General features: G+C 34.8%; 24 protein-coding genes and 1 tRNA gene. 19 read left to right on the forward strand and 6 right to left on the reverse strand.

What is annotated here, in order from left to right; all coding sequences use genetic code 11:
• Positions 1 to 105 precede the first annotated feature (105 nt).
• A complete protein-coding gene (gene coaE / locus JSS34_04940) occupies positions 106 to 708 on the reverse strand; it encodes a dephospho-CoA kinase (protein MBS0185670.1) in 603 nt (200 codons plus the stop codon).
• 102 nt (positions 709 to 810) lie between these two features.
• On the reverse strand, positions 811 to 1,047 hold the full coding sequence (locus JSS34_04945) for a hypothetical protein (GenBank protein ID MBS0185671.1): 237 nt from the start codon (positions 1,045 to 1,047) through the stop codon (positions 811 to 813).
• On the opposite strand from JSS34_04945, the gene JSS34_04950 reads away from it, so the two are divergent.
• From JSS34_04950 to JSS34_04985, 8 genes are all read left to right on the forward strand, one after another.
• Positions 983 to 2,014 carry a uroporphyrinogen decarboxylase gene (locus JSS34_04950; GenBank protein MBS0185672.1) on the forward strand — a complete coding sequence of 344 codons (1,032 nt, stop codon included), beginning with the start codon at positions 983 to 985 and terminating at the stop codon, positions 2,012 to 2,014. The genes JSS34_04945 and JSS34_04950 overlap by 65 nt on opposite strands.
• A 3-nt stretch (positions 2,015 to 2,017) precedes the next feature.
• Entirely contained in the window at positions 2,018 to 3,058 is a 1,041-nt protein-coding gene (gene hemH, locus JSS34_04955; protein MBS0185673.1) for a ferrochelatase, read from the forward strand.
• Between the two features lie 37 nt (positions 3,059 to 3,095).
• Positions 3,096 to 3,545: a CopD family protein gene (locus JSS34_04960; protein MBS0185674.1), complete on the forward strand. Its 450-nt coding sequence runs from the start codon at positions 3,096 to 3,098 to the stop codon at positions 3,543 to 3,545.
• Between the two features lie 256 nt (positions 3,546 to 3,801).
• A complete protein-coding gene (rho, locus tag JSS34_04965; GenBank protein ID MBS0185675.1) occupies positions 3,802 to 5,058 on the forward strand; it encodes a transcription termination factor Rho in 1,257 nt (418 codons plus the stop codon).
• Positions 5,058 to 5,681: a 16S rRNA (guanine(527)-N(7))-methyltransferase RsmG gene (gene rsmG, locus JSS34_04970; protein ID MBS0185676.1), complete on the forward strand. Its 624-nt coding sequence runs from the start codon at positions 5,058 to 5,060 to the stop codon at positions 5,679 to 5,681. The genes rho and rsmG overlap by 1 nt, the downstream gene beginning before the upstream one ends.
• A gap of 109 nt (positions 5,682 to 5,790) precedes the next feature.
• Positions 5,791 to 6,555, forward strand: a complete 765-nt coding sequence (locus JSS34_04975) for a ParA family protein (GenBank protein MBS0185677.1) — start codon at positions 5,791 to 5,793, stop codon at positions 6,553 to 6,555.
• A gap of 14 nt (positions 6,556 to 6,569) precedes the next feature.
• Entirely contained in the window at positions 6,570 to 7,577 is a 1,008-nt protein-coding gene (locus JSS34_04980; GenBank protein MBS0185678.1) for a ParB/RepB/Spo0J family partition protein, read from the forward strand.
• Between the two features lie 41 nt (positions 7,578 to 7,618).
• On the forward strand, positions 7,619 to 8,464 hold the full coding sequence (locus JSS34_04985; protein MBS0185679.1) for a class I SAM-dependent methyltransferase: 846 nt from the start codon (positions 7,619 to 7,621) through the stop codon (positions 8,462 to 8,464).
• Positions 8,465 to 8,563: 99 nt separating this feature from the next.
• Here JSS34_04985 and JSS34_04990 read toward each other — a convergent pair whose 3' ends face one another.
• Entirely contained in the window at positions 8,564 to 9,151 is a 588-nt protein-coding gene (locus JSS34_04990; protein MBS0185680.1) for a DJ-1/PfpI family protein, read from the reverse strand.
• Positions 9,152 to 9,530: 379 nt separating this feature from the next.
• Between JSS34_04990 and JSS34_04995 the strand changes: the two genes are divergently transcribed.
• Complete coding sequence (locus tag JSS34_04995; GenBank protein ID MBS0185681.1) at positions 9,531 to 10,226, forward strand: amino acid racemase; 696 nt, start codon at positions 9,531 to 9,533, stop codon at positions 10,224 to 10,226.
• A 286-nt stretch (positions 10,227 to 10,512) separates the two neighbouring features.
• Positions 10,513 to 10,674, forward strand: a complete 162-nt coding sequence (locus tag JSS34_05000; protein ID MBS0185682.1) for a DUF1328 domain-containing protein — start codon at positions 10,513 to 10,515, stop codon at positions 10,672 to 10,674.
• Between the two features lie 229 nt (positions 10,675 to 10,903).
• On the opposite strand, the gene tgt is transcribed toward JSS34_05000, so the two are convergent.
• A complete protein-coding gene (tgt, locus tag JSS34_05005; GenBank protein ID MBS0185683.1) occupies positions 10,904 to 12,115 on the reverse strand; it encodes a tRNA guanosine(34) transglycosylase Tgt in 1,212 nt (403 codons plus the stop codon).
• Positions 12,116 to 12,189: 74 nt separating this feature from the next.
• Positions 12,190 to 12,474 carry a 50S ribosomal protein L28 gene (rpmB, locus tag JSS34_05010; protein MBS0185684.1) on the reverse strand — a complete coding sequence of 95 codons (285 nt, stop codon included), beginning with the start codon at positions 12,472 to 12,474 and terminating at the stop codon, positions 12,190 to 12,192.
• Between the two features lie 317 nt (positions 12,475 to 12,791).
• On the opposite strand from rpmB, the gene JSS34_05015 reads away from it, so the two are divergent.
• From JSS34_05015 to JSS34_05055, 9 genes are all read left to right on the forward strand, one after another.
• Positions 12,792 to 12,867 (forward strand) — tRNA-Ala (locus JSS34_05015).
• A 70-nt stretch (positions 12,868 to 12,937) separates the two neighbouring features.
• On the forward strand, positions 12,938 to 15,229 hold the full coding sequence (locus tag JSS34_05020) for a DNA translocase FtsK 4TM domain-containing protein (protein MBS0185685.1): 2,292 nt from the start codon (positions 12,938 to 12,940) through the stop codon (positions 15,227 to 15,229).
• A gap of 3 nt (positions 15,230 to 15,232) precedes the next feature.
• Positions 15,233 to 16,006, forward strand: coding sequence for an outer membrane lipoprotein carrier protein LolA (locus tag JSS34_05025; protein ID MBS0185686.1), 774 nt, complete (start codon positions 15,233 to 15,235; stop codon positions 16,004 to 16,006).
• 139 nt (positions 16,007 to 16,145) lie between these two features.
• On the forward strand, positions 16,146 to 16,280 hold the full coding sequence (gene rpmH, locus JSS34_05030) for a 50S ribosomal protein L34 (protein ID MBS0185687.1): 135 nt from the start codon (positions 16,146 to 16,148) through the stop codon (positions 16,278 to 16,280).
• 40 nt (positions 16,281 to 16,320) lie between these two features.
• Positions 16,321 to 16,710, forward strand: coding sequence for a ribonuclease P protein component (rnpA, locus tag JSS34_05035; GenBank protein ID MBS0185688.1), 390 nt, complete (start codon positions 16,321 to 16,323; stop codon positions 16,708 to 16,710).
• 16 nt (positions 16,711 to 16,726) lie between these two features.
• Positions 16,727 to 17,008 (forward strand): membrane protein insertion efficiency factor YidD, encoded by a 282-nt coding sequence (gene yidD, locus JSS34_05040; protein ID MBS0185689.1) that lies wholly within the window; start codon positions 16,727 to 16,729, stop codon positions 17,006 to 17,008.
• Positions 17,009 to 17,026: 18 nt separating this feature from the next.
• Positions 17,027 to 18,799: a membrane protein insertase YidC gene (gene yidC, locus JSS34_05045; GenBank protein ID MBS0185690.1), complete on the forward strand. Its 1,773-nt coding sequence runs from the start codon at positions 17,027 to 17,029 to the stop codon at positions 18,797 to 18,799.
• On the forward strand, positions 18,771 to 19,475 hold the full coding sequence (locus tag JSS34_05050; protein MBS0185691.1) for a YihA family ribosome biogenesis GTP-binding protein: 705 nt from the start codon (positions 18,771 to 18,773) through the stop codon (positions 19,473 to 19,475). The genes yidC and JSS34_05050 overlap by 29 nt, the downstream gene beginning before the upstream one ends.
• 4 nt (positions 19,476 to 19,479) lie before the next feature.
• Positions 19,480 to 20,034, forward strand: coding sequence for a DNA-3-methyladenine glycosylase I (locus JSS34_05055; protein MBS0185692.1), 555 nt, complete (start codon positions 19,480 to 19,482; stop codon positions 20,032 to 20,034).
• A 160-nt stretch (positions 20,035 to 20,194) separates the two neighbouring features.
• On the opposite strand, the gene JSS34_05060 is transcribed toward JSS34_05055, so the two are convergent.
• Complete coding sequence (locus tag JSS34_05060) at positions 20,195 to 20,953, reverse strand: hypothetical protein (protein MBS0185693.1); 759 nt, start codon at positions 20,951 to 20,953, stop codon at positions 20,195 to 20,197.
• Between the last annotated feature and the right edge of the window lie 302 nt (positions 20,954 to 21,255).

Genomic DNA, 21,255 nt, shown 5'->3' on the forward strand with positions numbered 1-21,255 from the left:
AGTCTAAAAGAATACCCCTATAAGTCAATATGCTTTTTGTTCTTTTTTTATTTTTTTGGAAAATATAATACTCATTAAGGTAGAATCATTAAAATACTATATATTTTACAACTTCTTTTTAGAAAGCCTTAAAATCCCCAGAAGAATTTTAAACAAGGACCAATATATAAAAAATCCATTTCTAATAATGATATCTGCCTTTTTCCTTTTTTCAGAAAGTGGGATTAACCGATCTTCAAAGATTTTAGCTTCTTCATAGGTCATCTTGGATCTCTTTAGAATTCTTTTTTTTTGGTATGAAGGCAGAGATTCAATTAAAATAATAATATCTACTTCTTTTTCAAACCTCGTCTCAAATAAAAGTGGAATTTCTAAAATAACGCCAGGAAGCTTATTCTTTCGAGCGCGTTGAAGAAAAGAACGGCAGCTCTTCTCAACGGCAGGATGAAGGATCTTTTCTAGTTTTTTTAGATTCTCTAAGTCGTTTAGGACACAGGCTCTCAATACATTCTTATCAATGTCATTTTCTTTGGTAAAAGCTATCGGGAAAAGAGAATGTATTTTTTGTCGAATAGGCGCATCATGCATCATAAGCTCATGAACGCATGTATCCGCCGACCAAAAAGGATACTTTATAAGTTTAGAAAGTCTCTTTGAAAGCGTGGTTTTTCCAGATGCAATGGGCCCCGTAACTCCAATGATTTTCAAATCTTGGCTCCTTTGCTGATCTAGATAATAAACAACACACTTGGGGATAAAAGTTTTATAACACGTTAATACTTTATCTTCTTTTCTTAAAAGAGGAAACTTTCAAAATACATTCTCTTTAATAAGATCATTTTCAGCAGAGTTATCCTCTTTCTTTTTTAAAATTTCTAATTGATAAATCAGTAAATTTTTAAGTTGTCCCCATAAAAATTTTTCTCTACATCTATAACTATCTTCTTTTATATTATAGATAGAAAGATTAAGAGAGACTTTTATGTTTATACCCTCCTCAAAACCATTTTTAAATGTATTCTCTAAAAATACTTCATCTCCTCCCATCTGGTTTATGCGTCAAGCAGGACGGTATTTACCTGAATATCGAGAATTGCGAAAAAATTTTCCAGATTTTATAAAGTTTTGTCTTGCACCCAAAGCAACTTTAGAGGCTTCTCTTCAACCTTTACGCCGCTTTTCTCTAGATGTTGCAATTCTTTTTTCTGATATTTTAATTCTTCCCTATGCACTGGGACAATCTGTTGTTTTTAAAGAAAAAACAGGCCCTTTTCTTTCTCCATTTGTATGGAAAGATCTCTCAGATTCCTATGATCTTCCTCAAATTTTACGGCACTTAGAGCCTGTCTTCGAATCTCTAAGCCTTTTAAAATCATCCCTTTCTGAATCTGTAACATGTCTTGGTTTTGTTGGCGGGCCGTTTACAGTTGCGGCTTACATGATTGAAAATACCTTGACGCGAGATCTTCATATTATTAAGTCTAAAGCTTACGAAGATCCTCTTTCTTTTCAAAAATTTTTAGAAACATTGGCGTTTATTACGGGTCAATACGCTCTCAATCAGATTAAGGCTGGTGCGGAAGCTATCCAAATTTTTGATAGTTGGGCAGGTCACATTCCAGAATCCTGTATGAAAGATTGGTTTTATAAGCCACTCAAGATTATTCGTGACATCATTCGAAAAGAGTTTCCGCAGGTCCCTGTCATTGGCTATGGACGGGGGCTTGGTGGCTATGGAGCAAAGCTTATAACACAGACAAGCCTTGATGCATTTAGTTTTGATCAGTCTTTTCTTTTAGAGAATATTTCTAATTTTCCTGCAGTTTTTCAAGGAAATTTAGATCCAACTCTTTTGATAAAACCCTCTTCTTTTCTCTTCAAAGAAGCCGAAAAGCTTCTTCAAACTTTTAAGGGAAAATCATATATTTTTAATGTATCACAAGGTCTTTTACCAGAAACAGATCCTGAACTTGTTTTAAAACTAGTTAACTTTATTCACTCAGAAAGGATGTAAAGATTGAAAAAAATTGCCGTTGTGCTTTTTAATCTTGGAGGCCCAGACTCTCTTTTTTCTGTTAAGCCTTTTTTATTTAATCTTTTTAAGGATCCTGCAATTTTAAATTTTCCAAAATTGATTCGTTATCCTTTGGCTTTTCTTCTTTCAACCTTTCGAAAAAAAGAGGCGATAAAGAATTATAAAATTCTTGGTGGAAAGTCTCCTCTTTTAGAAAATACGTTAATGCAAGCCAATCATCTTCAAAACTTGCTTCAAAATGACGAAAAATTAAAAAGCAAAAATAATTTTAAAGTACTTGTATCTATGCGCTATTGGCATCCTTTTTTTAAGGAAACTTTTAAAGAGCTTTCTCAATTTAATCCGGATGAAATTTTACTCCTTCCTTTATACCCTCAATTTTCAACGACAACGACAGCCTCTTCTTTAAAAGAAGCTTTAAAATTTTTAAAAAAAACAAACAAACCTACAACAGTTGTTTGCTGTTATCCAAACCTTCCAGGATTTATTAATGCAATTTTTGATCTTTCTAAAAATACTTTGAAAAAATTTTTCTTGAATAAAATACCTGCCCGTATTTTATTTGTTGCACATGGTTTGCCTCTTTCAATTGTCAAAAAAGGAGATCCTTATCCCAACCAGCTTCTCCTTACAGTTTCTGATTTAACAACTAAAATTAAAAAATCTTTTCCAAAATCACTTTTTTCATATAAACTATGTTATCAAAGTAAAGTTGGCCCCCTTACCTGGCTTCAACCTTCCCTTGAGGAAGAACTTCATAAAGCTGCTGTTGAAAAAAAAGGTGTTATTGTTATCCCTATAAGCTTTGTTTCTGAACATTCCGAAACTCTTGTAGAGCTTGATTATGAGTATAAAAACCTTAGCCTTTCTTTAAATCTTCCTTTTTATATTCGAATTCCAACTGTTTCATGTCATCCAACGTTTATAAAAAGCCTTAAAAACCTCATATTAGAAAAAATATCTCAAGGTAATTTCCCTCAGAAAGGTTTCTCTTGTGCGTGCTCAAATTTTGTTTTTAAATAGAAATAATCTTATGATTTCAACATGAAAGATACTTTTTATGGCTGATTTTTTAAAAAATAATTATCTTCTTTTCAAATCACTTCACATTATTTTTTTTACATGTTGGATGGCAGGATTATTTTATTTACCACGTCTTTTTTATTATCATGTTTCTAATTTTTCAAATCCTACATTTTGTTCAGTATTTTCAACGATGGAAAGACGACTTTTAAAAATTATTATGAATCCCTCAATTATTCTTACTTATACCTTTGGGATTTTTCTTTTTTGTACACCTGGCGTTGCCGCTTCCTCAAACCCTTTTTTTTATATAAAATTTATATGCGTCCTTTTTTTATCTCTATTTCATTTTTTTTGCATTCAATGGTATCGATCTCTTTCTAAAAATTATTCTCCCTTTGCTGCGAAGACATATAAATTTTTAAATGAAATCCCTTCTGTTTTGTTTATCATCATTGTTTTTATCGCAATATTTAAACGATTTTAAATTTTTTTCTTGATTTTTATAAAACGGCATTCTAAAAATAAAATAGCTATGGGATAAATACATAGTCCTAAATATGTAGATTTCAGTCCTTTCAGCACCTTCACCATTATATGTTTAAGAATCTAAAATTTAATTTCTCGAATCTTATAATGTTGAAGATCTTTCCTTTTTCCTTCATAGAAATCGTTGGATTTTCTCTAAAGTTTCCAAAGCATTTCTATTTATATAATTTCCCTTCATTCTCTTAGGATCTCTAATGAATTTACAAGAATTGAAATCTAAGTCTCCTATCGACCTGTTAACGTATGCCGAAAATTTAAATATTGAAAATCCTTCAAGCATGCGAACTCAAGATTTAATGTATGCTATTTTAAAACAACTTGCAGATACAGGAACACCAATTTATGGCCAAGGTGTTATTGAAATCCTTGGAGATGGATTTGGTTTTCTTAGATCTTCTCAAGCCAGTTATTTACCTGGTCCTGATGATATTTATGTTTCTCCAAGTCAAGTTCGGAAGTATGGTTTAAGAACAGGAGATGTTGTCGATGGGGAAATCCGTGCGCCAAAAGAAGGTGAACGATATTTTTCACTTCTTTCTTTAAACAAAATAAATTTTGAAACGCCTGATCGTCTTAAAAATAGAATTAATTTTGATAATTTAACGCCTCTTTACCCCCAAGAGCCTCTTAAACTTGAAATTGATCATACAGTTGGAAAAGATTTCACATTGCGTGTTATTGATCTTATTGCCCCCCTCGGAAAAGGCCAACGTGCTCTAATTGTTGCACCTCCTCGGACGGGTAAAACAGTTATGCTTCAAAATATTGCCCATGCAATAGCTGTCAATCACCCTGAAATCGTTTTGATTGTTCTTCAAATAGATGAAAGACCAGAAGAACATACTGACATGGCACGTTCTGTTAAGGGAGAAGTCATAAGCTCAACATTTGATGAACCTGCAGCCCGTCACGTTCAAGTTGCTGAAATGGTTATTGAAAAAGCAAAAAGGCTTGTTGAGTGTAAAAAAGATGTCGTGATTCTCCTCGATTCAATAACCCGTCTGGCACGTGCCTATAATACTGTTGTTCCTTCTTCTGGAAAAGTTTTAACAGGTGGTGTAGATGCAAATGCACTTCAAAAACCTAAACGTTTTTTTGGTGCTGCTCGAAATGTAGAAGAAGGTGGCTCTCTTACAATTATTGCAACAGCCCTCGTCGAAACTGGTTCTCGTATGGATGAGGTCATTTTTGAAGAATTTAAGGGAACTGGAAACTCTGAAATTGTTCTTGATCGTAAACTTTCAGACAAGCGTATTTTCCCAGCTTTGGATATTACGAAATCAGGGACACGAAAAGAGGAACTTTTGGTCGATAAGTCTGAGCTTTCTAAAATGTGGGTTTTGCGACGTGTTCTTTCTCCAATGGGCACCGTGGATGGTATGGAATTTTTAATTGAGAAATTAAGAACTTCTAAAAATAATGCAGAATTTTTTAGAGCAATGAATGCTTAATGAATCCCTATGAGAACTATAAAACATTTTGGGATCTTTTAAATGTTTCACGTGAAACAGTCGATGGATTTTCATTTTTTATTGATAAGCTCCAAAAAAGACAAACGGAGATAAATTTAATTTCACGAAATTCCCAGGATGATTTATGGGTACGTCATGTGATCGATTCAGCCCAATTAACGAAATTTGTTTCACGTGAAACAAAGTTAGGAATCGACTTTGGAAGTGGCGGTGGATTTCCTGGAATTATTCTTTCTATCTTAAATCCCAAAATTAAATTTACACTTATAGAATCACGTGGAAAAAAAGCTGAGTTTTTAAAAGAAGTTATTCAAGAGATGTCTTTAAATGCTCAGGTGATAAATGATAGAATTGAAAAATTGACACCTTGGCATACTGAACTTATAACAGCACGTGCATTGGCCCCTTTATCAAAATTAATCCCTCTGCTTTTTCCTTTTATTGGGAAAAAAACATATCTAATTTTACCAAAAGGAAAAAATGCTCGAGAAGAAATTTTATCCTTAGAAAAAGAGTGGAAGGTAGAAGTTGAATTTCATAAAAGTATGACCAGTGAAGAAGGAATGATTTTGCTTTTAAAGCATCTGCAAATAAAAAAATAAAACTGTAAGAATATAACAAAATAAAAAAGACTTTCGTGAAGACTCAAAATAATGTAAAACAAAAAGAAGATCAAAAAGAAATATTTTTAAAGTTAAAAAAGAAAGACCGATGACAAAAGTAATCTCTTTAGCGAATCAAAAAGGTGGCGTTGGTAAAACAACAACAGCAATGAATCTTGCGACAGCTTTAGCTGCAGTGCAAAAAAATGTTCTTTTAATTGATTTAGATCCCCAAGGAAATGCTAGTACCGGTTTTGGAATCTCTCTGAAGGATAGAACTCCAGGAACTTACGAATTTATTGAGGAACTTGAAGATTCTAAAGAGTGTTTACGTGCAACTCAGATTCCTGGTCTTTATATTTTACCTGCTTCAGAACACCTTGCTGGAGCTGAAATTGAACTTGTAAATGTGGACGACCGTGAAAACCATTTAAAAAATGGGCTTCAGAAAATTAAAAATGCTTTTGATTATGTTCTGATTGATTGTCCTCCTTCTTTAAGCCTTCTTACGTTAAATGCATTGGCAGCAAGTGATAGTATTTTAATACCATTACAATGTGAATTTTATTCTTTAGAAGGACTTGCTCATCTTCTTAAAACGATTCAACGAATTCGCACAACAATTAATCCTCTTCTTCAAATTGAAGGCATCGTCCTTACGATGTATGATAAACGAAATACTTTATCTGCACAGGTTGCTTATGAAGTTCAAAATCATCTTCCGGATCATGTTTTCAAAACCATTATACCGCGAAACGTTCGGGTTTCTGAAGCGCCATCCTTTGGGAAGCCTGTCTTAATTTATGATGTTAAATGCCCAGGATCTATCGCTTATATGAACTTAGCGAGTGAACTTTTAGCGCGACAAAAATAAAGAAAGGAAAATTAATGGATACAAAAGGAATAAAGAAAGCGGGATTAGGGCGTGGGTTATCTTCACTTTTTGAGAATTCTATAAAACAAGCTTCAATTCCAAGTAGTTTTTCCCAACCGACAGCACAAAATTCAGAAAGTTTGCAGAATCTTAAAGTTCCTTTACAAACACTTCCAGTTGCTCAAATCAGACCAGGACCTTTTCAGCCTCGGAAGCATTTTGATGATCAAGCTATAGAAGCTTTAGCACAATCTATTCGAACCCATGGTGTTCTTCAACCGATTGTTGTCCGGCAAAAACCGAAAAGTTCTGAGCATCCATTGCCTCAATACGAAATTGTCGCAGGTGAACGACGTTGGCGTGCAGCTCAAAAGGCGGGACTTACATTTATTCCAGTTGTTCTTCAAGAATTTTTAGATCAAGAAGCGCTTCGAATTGCGCTTATTGAAAATATTCAACGGGAAGATTTAACACCAATCGAAGAAGCAGAAGGATACAAACGTTTAATTGATGAAGGAGGATATACTCAAGAAGAATTATCATCCCTCATAGGAAAGAGCCGAAGCCATATTGCGAATATGCTGCGATTAAACGCTTTACCTTTATCTGTAAAAGAAATGGTCAATCAAGGTGATCTGACAGCAGGGCATGTGCGTGCTCTTTTAACGGTTGATAATATTGAACATCTTGCTCATAAAATTTTATCCAAAAAACTTTCTGTAAGGGAAACAGAAGCGCTTATTCAAAAAATTAAAGGGAAGGATCAACTTTCAGAAAAAGCTTCTAAAGAACGCTTTCAAAAGAAGACACAAACACCTTCTTCATTGCTCAATTCTGATCATTCTTCTCAAAATCCAGAAATGGCTTCACTTGAAAATCATTTAAGCGATCTTTTTGGGCTTAAGAATAATATTTATATCGATGAAACCGGGAAGGGGAGTGTTGTCCTTCACTTTGAAAATTATGAAGAACTTGATAAGCTTTTTAATCAACTCACGGGACTTGAAAAGGAAGTATTTTAAATCTCAAGAATAAGAATTAAAACAAATCAGTATATTTTTTTATGAAAAATAACTTTTTGAAAACTCAAGAAAAAATGAATACAACTTATATTTTAGCTACCGGACAACAAGGGGCTTGTAATTTAGATTTGCAAAACAAAGTCTTGAAGAAGGAGTCTTTTGACCAACTTAAAAAGTGCGAATTAGCTACCGGAATGGTTGTTTGGGATATAGGATGTGGAAGTGGAGCTGTGACTGAGTCTCTCGCTCGTGTTGTAGGTAGAGAAGGGCTGGTATATGCGTTAGATGTCAATGAAGACCAACTTAAAATTACGAAAGGTCGAATTGACTCTGCAGGTTTTAAGAATGTTCAGTTTATACAAGGAGATATTAATAATCTTTCTATTCATCAATATAAAAAAGCTGATATTGTTTATTCAAGATTTTTACTTATGCACGTTCATGATTGTCAAAAAACAATTAAAAAGATGGCAGATCTCTTAAAGAAAGGGGGAAGGCTTTCTTTACAAGAATCTACAATGGAATCAATTAAAGAAGAAAGCCCCCATTTTGCTCTTTCAAAATACTATGACATGATTATTAAGTACGGAAAGTGTAAGGGGTTTGATTACAATGTGGGCAGAAAATTAAAACAAATATGTGAGAAATCAGATCTTTTCTCTAAAATAATATTCTATAAAAGAAACTATAAAACAACAGATGATATAAAAAAACTTATGATTGCTCGTCTCGATGAATTAGAAGATAAGTTTATAGGCACAAATTTAATTAGAAAAGAAGATTATGAACAGCTTAAAATAGACATTAAAGAATTTTTTAAAACCAAAGAAAGTAATGACTCTGCAGTAATGTGTGAGCAGAATTATATTTTGGCTTATAAAGCTTAATAGGTTATGAAAAACCTGAAAATAATCATAAAAATATTGTAAATTTATTCTAAGGACTTAAAATGGATGGTATAATAAAAACAAAGTACATAAAATTTTCTATATCCATCCATATTCCATTTGACGCGCTGTTTTTTGAACAAGTGCAAAAGATATAAGTTTTTTAACTAAATGGAGGCTCATTTCAATGCCTGCTGAAATACCAGAACTTGTGATAAGGCCTTTTTCTTCTACAAATTTTACATTTTCTAGAACTTTTAGGTTTGGGTATTTTCTCAGATCATCAAGATTTTCCCAATGAGTTGTAACAGATTTACCATTTAAAAGACCCGCTTCAGCCAACATAAAAACTCCTGTACAAACACTGGCCAAAATTTTAACCTGAGAAGCTCTTTCCCTAAGGAATGAAAGAACTTCAGGTTGACTTAAAGGTTCTGTCATAACGTCGCCTGGAATAATGAGAATGTCTAAAGAAGGTAGATTTTCAAAGACATAGTTTGGAATAATTTTTAATCCTCCATGTGTTGTAATAAAAGGTTTATTCGCAGAAAAAGTTACAATCTGAAAGGGGGCAGATTTTCCTTCACATAAACAAAGCCGTGATGCTGTAGAAAAAACCTCAAAAGGTCCAGAAAAATCTAAAACTTCAACGTCATTAAATAAGAATAAACCAATTTTTAGAGTCATATAATTTTTTTGAAACCATTGAGATCTATGGAACATAGAGACATTTTGTGAAGCATTAAATCGAGATGTTAAGAATATATTTCATATGCATCTTTTCAAACAATTTTCAAGAATTAAGATAAATTGTTTGTGTGATCCCTAAAAAATTAAATCCATTATAAAGAATAAAAAGCTTTCAAAGTTGTCTTTGCCGTAAAATCTCTTCTCTGAAATTCTGAAAAAATATATAAGAGAATTTAATTCCATCATTTGAATGGTAAATGTCTTAAAGATTTTCTAGGTTATTAATTGCTCGAAAGCCCTTACTAATGAGGAAAAGGCGAGGGTGTTTTATAGTTTTTCTGATCACACAAAAATATATCATGGAGAACAACATATAATGAAAACAATTGGGTTACTAGGTGGAACAGGTTGGTCTTCTACCCTTGATTATTATAAGTTTCTAAACGAAAAAGTTCATCAACGTTTAGGGGGATATCATAGCGCTAATATTTTGCTGAAGAGTATCGATTATCATGATATTATGAGTAGTTATGGTAAAGATCATGCAAGGATTGCACAATTACTTCAACAAGAGCTTGAGGAGCTTATCAAGCTTGAGCCTGATTGCATTTTAATTTGCTGCAACAGTCTTCATAAATATTATGAGATGATTAAACATAAACTCCGAACGACAATTCCTCTTATACATGCCATAGAATTGGTTGCAAAAAAATCAAAAGAAAAAGGATATAAACACATTCTCTTACTTGCCACAAAATTTACCATGGAAGATGGATTTTTTGAAAAAATACTAGAAGATCAAGGGCTTAAAGTAACGATCCCAAATACGCAAGAACGCCAAGAAATAGCCGACATTCATGAAGATCTTATGAAAAATTATATGACAAACTCTCAGAAAAATTATTTTAAAAGCCTTATTGAAAAATACAAAGATTTGGATGCAGTGGTTCTTGGATGTACAGAATATCCTCTTGTTATTAACGATGACATATCTATCCTCCCCATTTTAAATCCAGTGCATCTCCAGTGTGAAGCGGCTGTTGAATATTCTTTGGGATCATATGTAATTTGAAATTGTTCTTTACTGCTTCAATCCTAAATATATACAAAAGAATCAAATCAGCTAAAAAAGCTTTCGAGAGACATCACTTAAATTAATTATGATAGAATCACGTCAGCTGAAAGCTTTATAGAAAAGTCCGAGTTTAGTATAAAAGCGTTAATTTAATTTTTTCTGAATTATTGAAGATTGAATCTTGGTCATTTTCTCATGAATTAAGAGGAGTTGTCGAAAAAAATTAAAAGAGCTATTCTGTAATAAGAAGGTTATCTTATCTTTAGAAAGGAAGGAGGATCTTATGTTACATTATGTGATCATTTTCTTTATCTTATCTATTATTTCCGGTTTTTTAGGATTTAGGGGTTTGTCTGGTGTTTTTGCTCAAATTTCTAAAGTTTTAGCGATCATCTTTCTTGTCCTTTTTCTCTTAAGTATAATGGGACATTTAAGAATTTTTTAAATGCTTTTATAATCTTTTATTCGTTTGTTCAAAAAGCCAATGCGTTGCTATAACATATGATAAAATAATTATTCGGTATGTCTCATGACTTTTAATTGGCACTTTTTGCATTTTAAGTCACAAAAGACAGGCCTTATACTAATTGCAATTGTTTTAAAAAGAAAGACTGGCGCGTGTCTCACAACGCATCTTTTTGTCTCAAGTGACGTGATTTTTAAAGTCTTTTCCCTTAAGAGCACCATTCTTTTCGAAGGTCTGGAAGATTTTTTTGTTTGATTCCCTCTCGAATGGCTTTCATAAGTCTTACCATAAAGGTTATATTATGAAGCGTTAAAAGTTCTAAAACCACAATTTCTTTAGCTTTAAGAAGATAGTGGAGATACGCCCGTGAAAGGTTTTGACATGTATAACATGGGCAGCTCAAATCAATAGGATTCGGATCTTCTTTATAAAGGGAATTTCTTAGATTAAGATGCTCTCGAGAGGACGCGTTTTTAGTTTCAGGAAGAAGGTGAGGTTGAACGAGTGCACCTCCATGACGTGCCAAGCGGGTTGGATGAACACAGTCAAACGTATCAATTCCTAAAGAGACACCCTCAAAAATATCAGAAATACCTCCTATTCCAAGAAGATGAATAGGCCGATCCCGGGTAAGGAGAGGTGCAGTCATTCCAATGACGTCGGACATTTGATGTTTTGAAGCACCTAAAGATCCTCCAATCGCATGTCCAAAAAAAGGATGTTCATTCACAAATTCTGTACTTATCTTTCGTAAATCTTCATACACACCGCCTTGAATAATTCCGTAAAGAGCCTGTGTTTCTTTAGAGCGCTTCTTAAATTCTTCGAGAGACCTTAGGGCCCAACGATGACTCATTTCCATAGAACGTTCCGTATAAGCTTTGTCCACATGAAAAGGTGTGCATTCATCTAAAACAACAATGAGATCTGCACCAAGTTTTACTTGGACCTCAATGGATTTTTCGGGTGTAAGAAGATGCTGACGGCCATCTAAATATGATTTAAACGTTGCTCCGTGTTCCGTGATCTTAAGCAGCGAACGGGAAGATTTTTGCATTCTATTCCCTTTAATCTCGGAAGCAATAGAGCCATGTCCAAGGCTAAAAATCTGAAATCCTCCTGAGTCGGTAAAAAGAGGACCGTTCCAATTCATAAAAGTATGAAGCCCTCCCATTTTTTCGACAAGATCAGCACCTGGATTTAACATTAAATGATAGGTATTAGAAAGAATGATTTGGGCCTCTGTTTCTTTTACCATATCCATCCGAAGGGCTTTCATGGCACCCTTCGTTGCACAAAAAATGAAATTTGGGGTCTCTATAGCTCCATGGGGTGTTGAGATAAGTCCCAACCGTGCACGTGAATTTAAGTCTTGCTCTTGTATATCAAAAGAAAATTGAGGGTAAAGCGTTCTATTCATTTAAAAATCCGCTTATAATTTAACAAAAAACCCGCCGAAGCGGGTTTAAAGACCAAAGAAAAAAATTCAATAAATTAAGAAATTTTTTTCTTTTCTATTTTACGTTTAAAATCAAGAGCATCTTTTGAGAGGTCTTGTTTACGCGCTTTTGTCAAGAAAGCATCAATACCGCCTGCATGCTCAACAGAACGAATTCCATTTACTGAAACGCGTAGACGAATAAGTCTTCCCAACACATCACTTAAAAAAGATGTTTCTTGTAAATTTGGTAAAAAACGGCGTCTTGTTTTATTGTTGGCGTGACTTACATTATTTCCAGTCATCACACTTTTTCCCGTTATAGCACATCGTCTTGCCATGGTGTTATCCTTTTAAAAAAACTTGAGATCCTCCTTCCTTACAAGAGGATTGATAAAAGGTCAACTTTTTTTTGAAAAATTCTCGAAAAGCCTTAAAAAATATTAAAAAATAATTTATAAGAGGATCTTTAAAAAAGAGTAAAAATGCTTTTTAAACAATCTGTAACTTGTAAATTTCAAAATGAAAAAAAACATTGTTTTGTGGTATTTTTCAAATATTTTGTATATTTTTAAAGAGAACATGTTCGTTAAATCCCCCTCCTTCTTTTTTTTCTTGCGTCTCAGGCAAAATCTAGAGTATTTCTCAAAAGAATCAAGGGGTCATAGCTCAGATGGGAGAGCGCTACAATGGCATTGTAGAGGTCCGGGGTTCGATTCCCCGTGGCTCCACCAAGCATAATGTTTAGGAAAAAAAGTGGACCTATTATCAAAAATTTTTCCTGAAACCCTTCTCAAAGAATGGGTGCATTTTCAGCGAGATTTTCTAGGATTAATTCTCTTAGGAAGCACATTATTCTTAGCTCTTTCTTTTGTAAGTTTTGATTCTCTTGATCCTTCATATAACACAGCAGTTTCTGCTCAAATACACAATTGGGGTGGTGTGTGGGGAGCTTTGGTCTCAGATTTTTTATTTCAAACGTTTGGAATAGGTATTTATATGTATTTGCCCGTAGGAATTGTATGGGCGATACAATTATTTTTTAGGCCTTTTTTTCGAATTTGGAAAAATCTTATTTTTCTTTTTATAGCTCTTCTCTGTTTTTCTGCTGCTTTTGCAGGATTTCTTCTTTCAAATATTTCTCTTTCTTATTTCCCTTCCAGTCCTTTTGAAGGGGCTTTTGGAATGCTTCTTATTAAGGCAACCCATCAAGGCATGCTAAAAATTGAACTTATGCCGCCTTATTTTGTGTTAGGGGCTTTTTATTTTTTTCTTGGGCTTTTTTTTTACTACCTGAGTTATGGAATCTCTTATCATTCTTGGGCCTCTGGTTTTTCTTTTATTAAGGTAAAAATCTTAAAAGGAATTCAGCTGTTTTCTAAGTTTGTTCAATTTTTTCAAACGCCAAAACATAAAAACTCCTTTAAAAAGGAAGAAAATGATCTTTTAAAAAAGTCTTTTTTTAATCTAAAACGTTTAGAAGTTCCTTTTAAAGAGGATAAAGAATCTTCTTTTGCGGAAGAAAAAGAAGAAGAAAAACAAATTTTATCTTTTTCTAAAAAGAAAAAGGACGAAGAAGTGGCGTCTCATTTTCTTGAGCTTAAAAAAGAGGGATCTTATGATTTGCCCCCCCTTGATCTTTTAACAGAAAAAGATAAAAAACAAGAAAAGAAAATTCAATTAACTCCTGAGGATCTTGAAGAACGTGCCCGAGAATTAGAGTCCGTTTTAGAAGAATTTGGTATTCGAGGTGATATTGGAAAAGTTCGTCCTGGTCCTGTTGTAACACTTTATGAATTAATACCGGCTCCAGGGATTAAGTCATCTCGTATTATTGGGCTTGCGGATGATATCGCCCGTTCAATGAGTGCGGTTTCAACGCGTGTTTCTGTGATACCTGGACAAAATGCTTTGGGAATTGAGCTTCCGAATGACCACAGAGAAACAGTTTATTTACGAGAACTTGTTGAAAGTAGTGTTTTTGAACGAAGCGCGGCTCCTTTAGCTCTTGCTTTAGGAAAAGATATTGGGGGGAGTTCTGTTATTGTTGACTTAGCACGTATGCCCCATCTTCTTGTTGCCGGAACGACAGGTTCTGGTAAATCAGTCGCAATCAACACAATGATTTTATCTTTATTATATCGATTACCACCTGATAAGTGTAAGTTTATTATGATTGATCCTAAAATGTTGGAATTATCTATTTATGAAGGAATTCCACATCTTCTTGCGCCTGTTGTCACGGATCCAAAAAAAGCGGTTGTGGCCTTAAAGTGGACAGTTCGTGAAATGGAAGATCGGTATCGTGCTATGTCAAAATTAGGCGTTAGAAATATTGATGGATATAATGCACGTGTTTCTTCAGCACAAGAAAAAGGAGAAATTTTAACACGTCGTGTTCAAATTGGATTTGATACAGAAACTGGAGAGCCACTTTTTGAAGATCAACCTTTAGATTTAACGCCGCTTCCTTATATCGTTGTTGTCGTTGATGAAATGGCAGATTTAATGTTGGTTGCTGGAAAAGAAATTGAATCAACAATTCAACGTCTTGCTCAAATGGCAAGAGCAGCAGGGATCCATATTATTATGGCTACGCAACGTCCCTCTGTTGATGTTATAACCGGAACAATTAAAGCAAATTTTCCAACACGTATTAGCTTTCAGGTCACTTCTAAAATTGATAGCCGCACTATTTTAGGAGAGCAAGGAGCAGAACAACTTTTAGGTCAAGGAGATATGCTTTACATGGCGGCTGGCGGACGTATTACGCGCCTTCATGGTCCTTTTGTAAAAGATGAAGATGTTGAAGCGGTTGTGGCTTTTTTGCGCACTCAAGGAATGCCTTCTTATCTAGAAGACATTACACGTGATGAAGAGGAAATGAATCCAAATGAAAATGAAGATTCTTTGAAAGACGAGCTTTATCAAAAGGCTCTGGATCTTGTATTAAGAGAAGGAAAAGCTTCAACAAGTTTTATTCAGCGGCATTTGCAAATTGGATATAATCGAGCAGCCCGACTTATTGATCAAATGGAAGCGGAAGGAATTATTTCTCAAGCAAATCATGTTGGTAAACGAGAAATCTTGCGATAATAAATGAGAGAAACAATTTGGGATGGCTTTTTTTTAAATCTAGATTATACTGTAAAAAACCATGAGGATCGAATGAACCCCGCTTTTTATACATTTTGTATTGGAATTCTGAGCTTAAGCATATCCTTGTGCTCTCTTCAGGCAAAAGAAGAGAATCAAGAAACATTCTTAGATTTAAAAGCAGCAAATGCTGCGACTGAGGCAGCTTCCATAAAGGGAGGGGAGTTTCTTCCAGAGAGGCCGCCCTTTTCAGTCAAAAAAACACTTGAACGTGTTCAAACCTATCTTAATAGTTTTTCGACATTTTCTGCCCATTTTCGGCAAGAAGATCCAGATGGTACGTTGAGATTTGGTCAACTTTACGTTTCTCGTCCCGGTAAAATGAGATTTGATTATACATCTCCCACACGTCTTATTCTTGTTTCTGATGGGGCTTGGATTTCTTATGATGATCCAGAACTGGAACAAGTAAGTTATGTCCCCCTTTCGTCGACGCCAGCTGCCTTTATTTTAAGTGAAAAAATAGATTTTAATTCAGCTCTTGTCGATAAAATTGAATTTTCTCTTGAAGATGAGATTTTAATTACGCTTAGGAATAAATCTGAACCTGAATTAGGGGCTATAATTCTTATGCTTAAAGATCATCCTCTTCGCTTAACAGGCTGGCAAGTTATTGATCAAACAACACAAACCACACTTGTTGTTTTAAAAGATTTGGAGGTGGGAATAACACCTCCTCCTGGCAGTTTTGAGCTTTCTAATCCTACACGCTCCTAAATTGATTGACTTTTGACCTTGTCCCCGATATACACGAAAGATCTTAGAGATTTTAACATTTAAAAAATGTTAAAAGATCCGAGGAATATGTTAGTTTATCTTTAGTAAAAGTTAGTAAAAGAAGTTTAAGAGGTTTATTGTGAAACGCACATATCAACCGAGCCGTCTTGTTCGGAAACGTCGACATGGATTTAGAAGCCGTATGGCTACAGCAAATGGGCGGAGAGTTCTCGCGCGTCGTAGGGCAAAAGGTCGTCTTCGGCTTTCAGCATAATTCCCCTTGAAGGTAAAAGGCATAACGTTCTTTGTTTATGATGGATCGACATCAATCTTCTCCTGATATAATTTCTCATCCTTCACGAAAAGCTTTTTCTCGACATACTCTTAAGAAACGTTTTGACTTTTTAAAAGTTGCAAAAGAGGGACGTAAAGCTGTTATGCCAAGTCTCATCGTGCAGGCATCTATAAAGAAAGGAACTGAAGCGGCAGGTGTGCGGTTTGGATTTACGGCAACGCGTAAAATTGGATCTGCAATTATTCGGAATAGAGCCCGCCGGCGTTTAAGATCTACTGTAGATTTAATTACAAAAGAAAGATCTTTACGACCCGGAGATTATGTTCTTATTGCGCGGCATGAGACAGCAACGGTTCCATTTGAAGTTTTAATGAAGGATTTTAGGAAAGCATTGACATATGTGTCTTAAAAAAAACCAACATCATATGGTCTTTCCTCTTTTTCTTATTTTAAAAGGGCTTCTTAAAGCCTATAAACTTTTCATTTCACCTTTTTTAGGACCGAGATGTCGATTTTTTCCTTCATGTTCAGAGTACGCTTATGAATCTCTTTCTTTTTATGGCATTTTTAAAGGTTCTTCTTTAACTTTTAAAAGGCTTTTAAAATGTCATCCCTGGGGTGGAGAAGGCTATGATCCTGTTCCTCACCCAAGTCTTAAAAAATCTTATAAAGAAAATTTTCTAGAAAACTTTAATTTTAGACTTTAAACAAAATGAGTTAACATCATGAATCACGAAAATCGAAATCTTATTATTGCAGTTATTTTATCGATAGGAATTTTTTGGGGCTTTAATTATTTTTTTGGATCTTCTCATCCTGAAGGAATACAAAAAACAGCACAAAATGCAAGCATGTCTGAACAAACTGCTTCTGAATCTCTTAAGGATATACGTCCCAAACCACAGGTTCTTTCAGAATCTTTGAGCGTTTCACGTGAAAAGCTTATTGCTTCACGTCCGCGAATTGAAATTAAAACACCCTACCTTCAAGGATCTATTGATCCAAAAGGAGCGCGTATCGATGACCTTAAACTTGTCCGTTATCACACTACGGTTGATCCAAAAAGTCCTGAAATCATTTTATTCTCACCCGAGGGAACAAAAGATTTTTATTATGCGGATTTTGGGTGGGTATCTCCTTTAAAAGATTTAATACTTCCCAATTCAGAGACAACATGGGCTTTTGAAGGAACTATTTTAACACCTGAAGCTCCTTTAATATTAAAATGGACAAATGGACAAGGTCTCTATTTTGAACGTATTATTTCAGTAGATGAGCAATATTTATTTACGATTACAGATCGTGTTGAAAACAAAAGTAGCATGGCTGTTGTTCTTAATCCTTATGGTCTTATATCACGGGGCGGAACGCTCCCTCTTTCTGGGTATTATGCTCTTTACGAAGGTCCTTTAGGCGTTTTAGATGGTACTTTAAATGAAGTTTCATATGAAGACGTTCGTTCTAAGAAAAATATAAGTTACACTTCTATCGGAGGGTGGATTGGAATAACTGATAAATACTGGCTTTCTGCTCTTATTCCTGACCCTTCTATGTCTCTTGAAGCCCACTTTAAAGCGGCTGAAAGTGAAAATACCACGCCTTTTTATCAAACAGATTTTCTTGGGACGAGTGTTACACTTGAGCCTGGAAATTCAACGACGCTTACCCATCACCTTTTTGCTGGCGCAAAGGTGGTCACGCTTTTGGATGCTTATGAACAAACATTGAATGTCCCAAAGCTTGATCGAGCTGTTGATTTTGGATGGTTCTATCTTATCACAAAGCCTCTATTTTATGTTTTGACATATATCAATACATGGACTGAGAATTTTGGCGTAAGTATTTTAATTTTAACAGTTCTTGTTAAACTCCTATTTTTTCCCTTGGCTAATAAGTCCTATAAAGCAATGGGCAGAATGAAGAAACTTCAACCTGAAATTGAAAAGTTACAAGCGCGCTATAAAGACGATAAAATTAAGCAAAATCAAGAGCTTATGGCATTTTATAAAAAACACCGCGTCAACCCTATGGCAGGATGCTTACCACTTATTGTTCAAATTCCAGTGTTTTTTGCTCTTTATAAAGTGCTCTTTATTTCGATTGAAATGCGTCATGCTCCTTTCTTTGGATGGATCCATGATCTTTCAGCGCCAGATCCAACAACTCTTTTTAATCTCTTTGGGCTTATTCCTTGGACACCCCCAAGCTACTTAATGATCGGGCTTTGGCCATTAATCATGGGGGCAACGATGATTCTTCAACAACGGATGAGTCCTCAACCTGCAGATCCAACACAAGCTAAAGTAATGATGGTCATGCCTATTTTCTTTACGTATCTTTTATCTCAATTTCCCGTGGGTCTTGTCATTTACTGGGCTTGGAGTAATATTCTTACGATTGGTCAACAAGCTCTTGTGATGAAGCTCGATCGCAGTGGGTCTCAAGGACGACAGGAAAAGGCATCTCATAATGATAAAAATAAGCGGAGCACCTCCTAAAGCTCTTTCTTCAAAAGAATTAACACCACAGACTCTTTTTACAAAACTCTGTTCTTTTGAGAAGACTGTGACGTCGGTTCGTGATCTTCCGACAGGTGATCTTCCTGAAATTGCGTTTATTGGACGCTCAAATGTTGGAAAATCTAGTCTTTTAAATGCTCTTTGTGGTCGTGTTCGTCTTGCGCGGATGTCCCATACACCGGGACGGACGCAAGCCTTAAACTTTTTTAATTTAGATAATCTTTGTTATCTGGTGGATTTACCAGGATATGGATACGCTAAAGTGGCACGTTCTAAAGCTCTTGCCTGGGGAGAGACTGTTGAGGCTTACTTAAATGATCGTCCAACATTAATGAGAGTATTTGTTTTAGTGGATAGCCGGCATGGTCTTAAGCCGCTGGATGAATGGATGATGTCTCTTTTGGACAAAGCTGCCCAGTCTTATCAGATTATTTTGACCAAAACAGATAAAGTTTCTAAGTCTCATCTTTTAGAGATTAAAGAACAAGTCGCGAGAAGCTTGAAAGGGCATGTAGCAGCTTATCCTGAGATTCTTGCAACAAGCTCACGGGATAAAAAAGGAATTGATGATTTAAGAAAAAGCTTTTTTGAGGCCTTATTCCCAAAGATTTCAACAGAAGAAGATATATCAAAAATTAAAATAAAAGGGCTTTAAGATGATGAACCGGTGTGCTTGGGTTGATGTGGATAAACCCCATTATGTTCATTACCATGATATGGAATGGGGCGTTCCTGTCCATGATGATCAAAAACATTTTGAAATGCTTATTCTTGAAGGGGCTCAAGCAGGATTATCATGGGAGACGATTCTTAAACGACGTGAAAATTATTGTCGACTTTTTAAGAATTTTGATCCTCAAAAAGTTGCTTCCATGACAGATAAAGAATTGGAAATTCTCTTAACGGATTCTTCTATTATTCGAAATCGACTGAAAATTTTTTCAGCACGAAAAAATGCCCAGGTTTTTATAAAAATTCAACAGGAATTTGGATCTTTCGATGCCTATGTTTGGAAGTTTGTTGATGGAAAACCTAAAATAAACCGACCTCTTACGCTTCAACAAATTCCCACATTTTCGTCTGAATCGAATGCGCTCTCAAAAGACTTGAAAAAGAGGGGCATGAGCTTTGTTGGATCAACAATTATATATGCGTATATGCAAGCCGTGGGGCTTGTGGATGATCACACGAAGAATTGTTTTAAGGTAGTTTAAGGATTTTTAACATTTATATAAATCTGAGATTTTTTAAAGCTCTTTTAGCAGCGGTTGTGGTAACGCTCCTCGGTTGATAAAAGAACGTTACCTTTTTTCAATTTTTAAAGCCCACAGGAAGTTAAAACTTCTTCTTTTTTTAATGCCGATGGGATAAAAATTAATTTTTTTGAACAGTTCCGCCTTGAATTTTTCCCTTTATTTGAGATCCTTCTTCAACATAGATTTTTCCTTTTCCAGATTCGAACGTAACATCTCCTTCAATAACACTTTTATTTGTAAGTCTTAATTCTTGAGGTTTTTCATCTGAATTATCTCCAAACCAAGCTAAGAATGAGCTTTCAATGCTGCTGTTCTTTTTAATTAACAAATCGCGCGCTGTTGTCTCATTAAAGAGAATTTTATTTGCCGTGATGGTCATATCTCCAAAGTCGCTGTTATTCGCTGTCATGTTGCCAGTTGCAGTTGTTTTATCGCGAACGGCTAATTTTGTGGCGTCAATAGGACCTGAAACAGTCAAGTTTTGACAAAGAATTTCTGATACTTTAAAAGGTCCAGAAACCGTTAAATCCGCAAAATAACCTTTACTTCCTGTAACAGGACCTGTGATGACAGCCTCTTTTTGAACAGTAAGGTTCTCAAATCCTAACGGACCGGTAACAACAAGGTTTTCAAATATTCCGTCTGTTCCTTCTACAGGGCCTGTAATTGTTCCTGTATGGGTAACACTAAGTTTTTTAAAATTGAGCGGCCCTATAATGGAAAGCTCTTCAGTTTTAACTTCTGAGAGTTTTGCACTTCCCATTGTTGAAATATCTTTTACAACCGTGTTGGATAGATTAGTCTCATCAGCAGAGAATATTTCTCCAGAAGAGATACAAAAGAGAAGGGATAGAGGGATAAGAAAATTTTTTTTCATAAGAGGATTTCCTTTTTATTTTATTAAATTTTTAACCACATGAAAGATAATGTTTCATATAATTTTATTAGAAGCAAGAGGATAAATAGTTATATAACCTTTATGGAAAACTTTGAGAAAGCATGAAAAGTTTCATGTCGCAAATGACTCTTTCTTTGCCAGGTGGTTTCTTTAAGCTTTTAGTAAGAAAACCAAGCTTTAAAGTCCAACATCAAAGTTGAAGACCTTATAAAACTTTTATTAAAGGAACGTCAGTTCGATATAAGAAATGAGGAATAATTATTAAAATTGTTAAGCTTATG

This window comes from Pseudomonadota bacterium (assembly GCA_018242545.1).
Lineage (GTDB): Bacteria > Pseudomonadota > Alphaproteobacteria > 16-39-46 > 16-39-46 > 16-39-46.

Excerpts from the sequence above, each read along its gene's own strand:
- JSS34_04950 (MBS0185672.1), top strand. The coding sequence starts at position 983 with ATGTTTATACCCTCCTCAAAACCATTTTTAAATGTATTCTCTAAAAAT.
- JSS34_04945 (MBS0185671.1), bottom strand. The coding sequence starts at position 1,047 with ATGGGAGGAGATGAAGTATTTTTAGAGAATACATTTAAAAATGGTTTT.
- JSS34_04960 (MBS0185674.1), top strand. The coding sequence starts at position 3,096 with ATGGCTGATTTTTTAAAAAATAATTATCTTCTTTTCAAATCACTTCAC.
- rho (MBS0185675.1), top strand. The coding sequence starts at position 3,802 with ATGAATTTACAAGAATTGAAATCTAAGTCTCCTATCGACCTGTTAACG.
- rsmG (MBS0185676.1), top strand. The coding sequence starts at position 5,058 with ATGAATCCCTATGAGAACTATAAAACATTTTGGGATCTTTTAAATGTT.
- JSS34_04975 (MBS0185677.1), top strand. The coding sequence starts at position 5,791 with ATGACAAAAGTAATCTCTTTAGCGAATCAAAAAGGTGGCGTTGGTAAA.
- JSS34_04980 (MBS0185678.1), top strand. The coding sequence starts at position 6,570 with ATGGATACAAAAGGAATAAAGAAAGCGGGATTAGGGCGTGGGTTATCT.
- JSS34_04985 (MBS0185679.1), top strand. The coding sequence starts at position 7,619 with ATGAAAAATAACTTTTTGAAAACTCAAGAAAAAATGAATACAACTTAT.
- JSS34_04990 (MBS0185680.1), bottom strand. The coding sequence starts at position 9,151 with ATGACTCTAAAAATTGGTTTATTCTTATTTAATGACGTTGAAGTTTTA.
- JSS34_04995 (MBS0185681.1), top strand. The coding sequence starts at position 9,531 with ATGAAAACAATTGGGTTACTAGGTGGAACAGGTTGGTCTTCTACCCTT.
- JSS34_05000 (MBS0185682.1), top strand. The coding sequence starts at position 10,513 with ATGTTACATTATGTGATCATTTTCTTTATCTTATCTATTATTTCCGGT.
- tgt (MBS0185683.1), bottom strand. The coding sequence starts at position 12,115 with ATGAATAGAACGCTTTACCCTCAATTTTCTTTTGATATACAAGAGCAA.
- rpmB (MBS0185684.1), bottom strand. The coding sequence starts at position 12,474 with ATGGCAAGACGATGTGCTATAACGGGAAAAAGTGTGATGACTGGAAAT.
- JSS34_05025 (MBS0185686.1), top strand. The coding sequence starts at position 15,233 with ATGAGAGAAACAATTTGGGATGGCTTTTTTTTAAATCTAGATTATACT.
- rnpA (MBS0185688.1), top strand. The coding sequence starts at position 16,321 with ATGGATCGACATCAATCTTCTCCTGATATAATTTCTCATCCTTCACGA.
- yidD (MBS0185689.1), top strand. The coding sequence starts at position 16,727 with ATGGTCTTTCCTCTTTTTCTTATTTTAAAAGGGCTTCTTAAAGCCTAT.
- yidC (MBS0185690.1), top strand. The coding sequence starts at position 17,027 with ATGAATCACGAAAATCGAAATCTTATTATTGCAGTTATTTTATCGATA.
- JSS34_05050 (MBS0185691.1), top strand. The coding sequence starts at position 18,771 with ATGATAAAAATAAGCGGAGCACCTCCTAAAGCTCTTTCTTCAAAAGAA.
- JSS34_05055 (MBS0185692.1), top strand. The coding sequence starts at position 19,480 with ATGAACCGGTGTGCTTGGGTTGATGTGGATAAACCCCATTATGTTCAT.
- JSS34_05060 (MBS0185693.1), bottom strand. The coding sequence starts at position 20,953 with ATGAAAAAAAATTTTCTTATCCCTCTATCCCTTCTCTTTTGTATCTCT.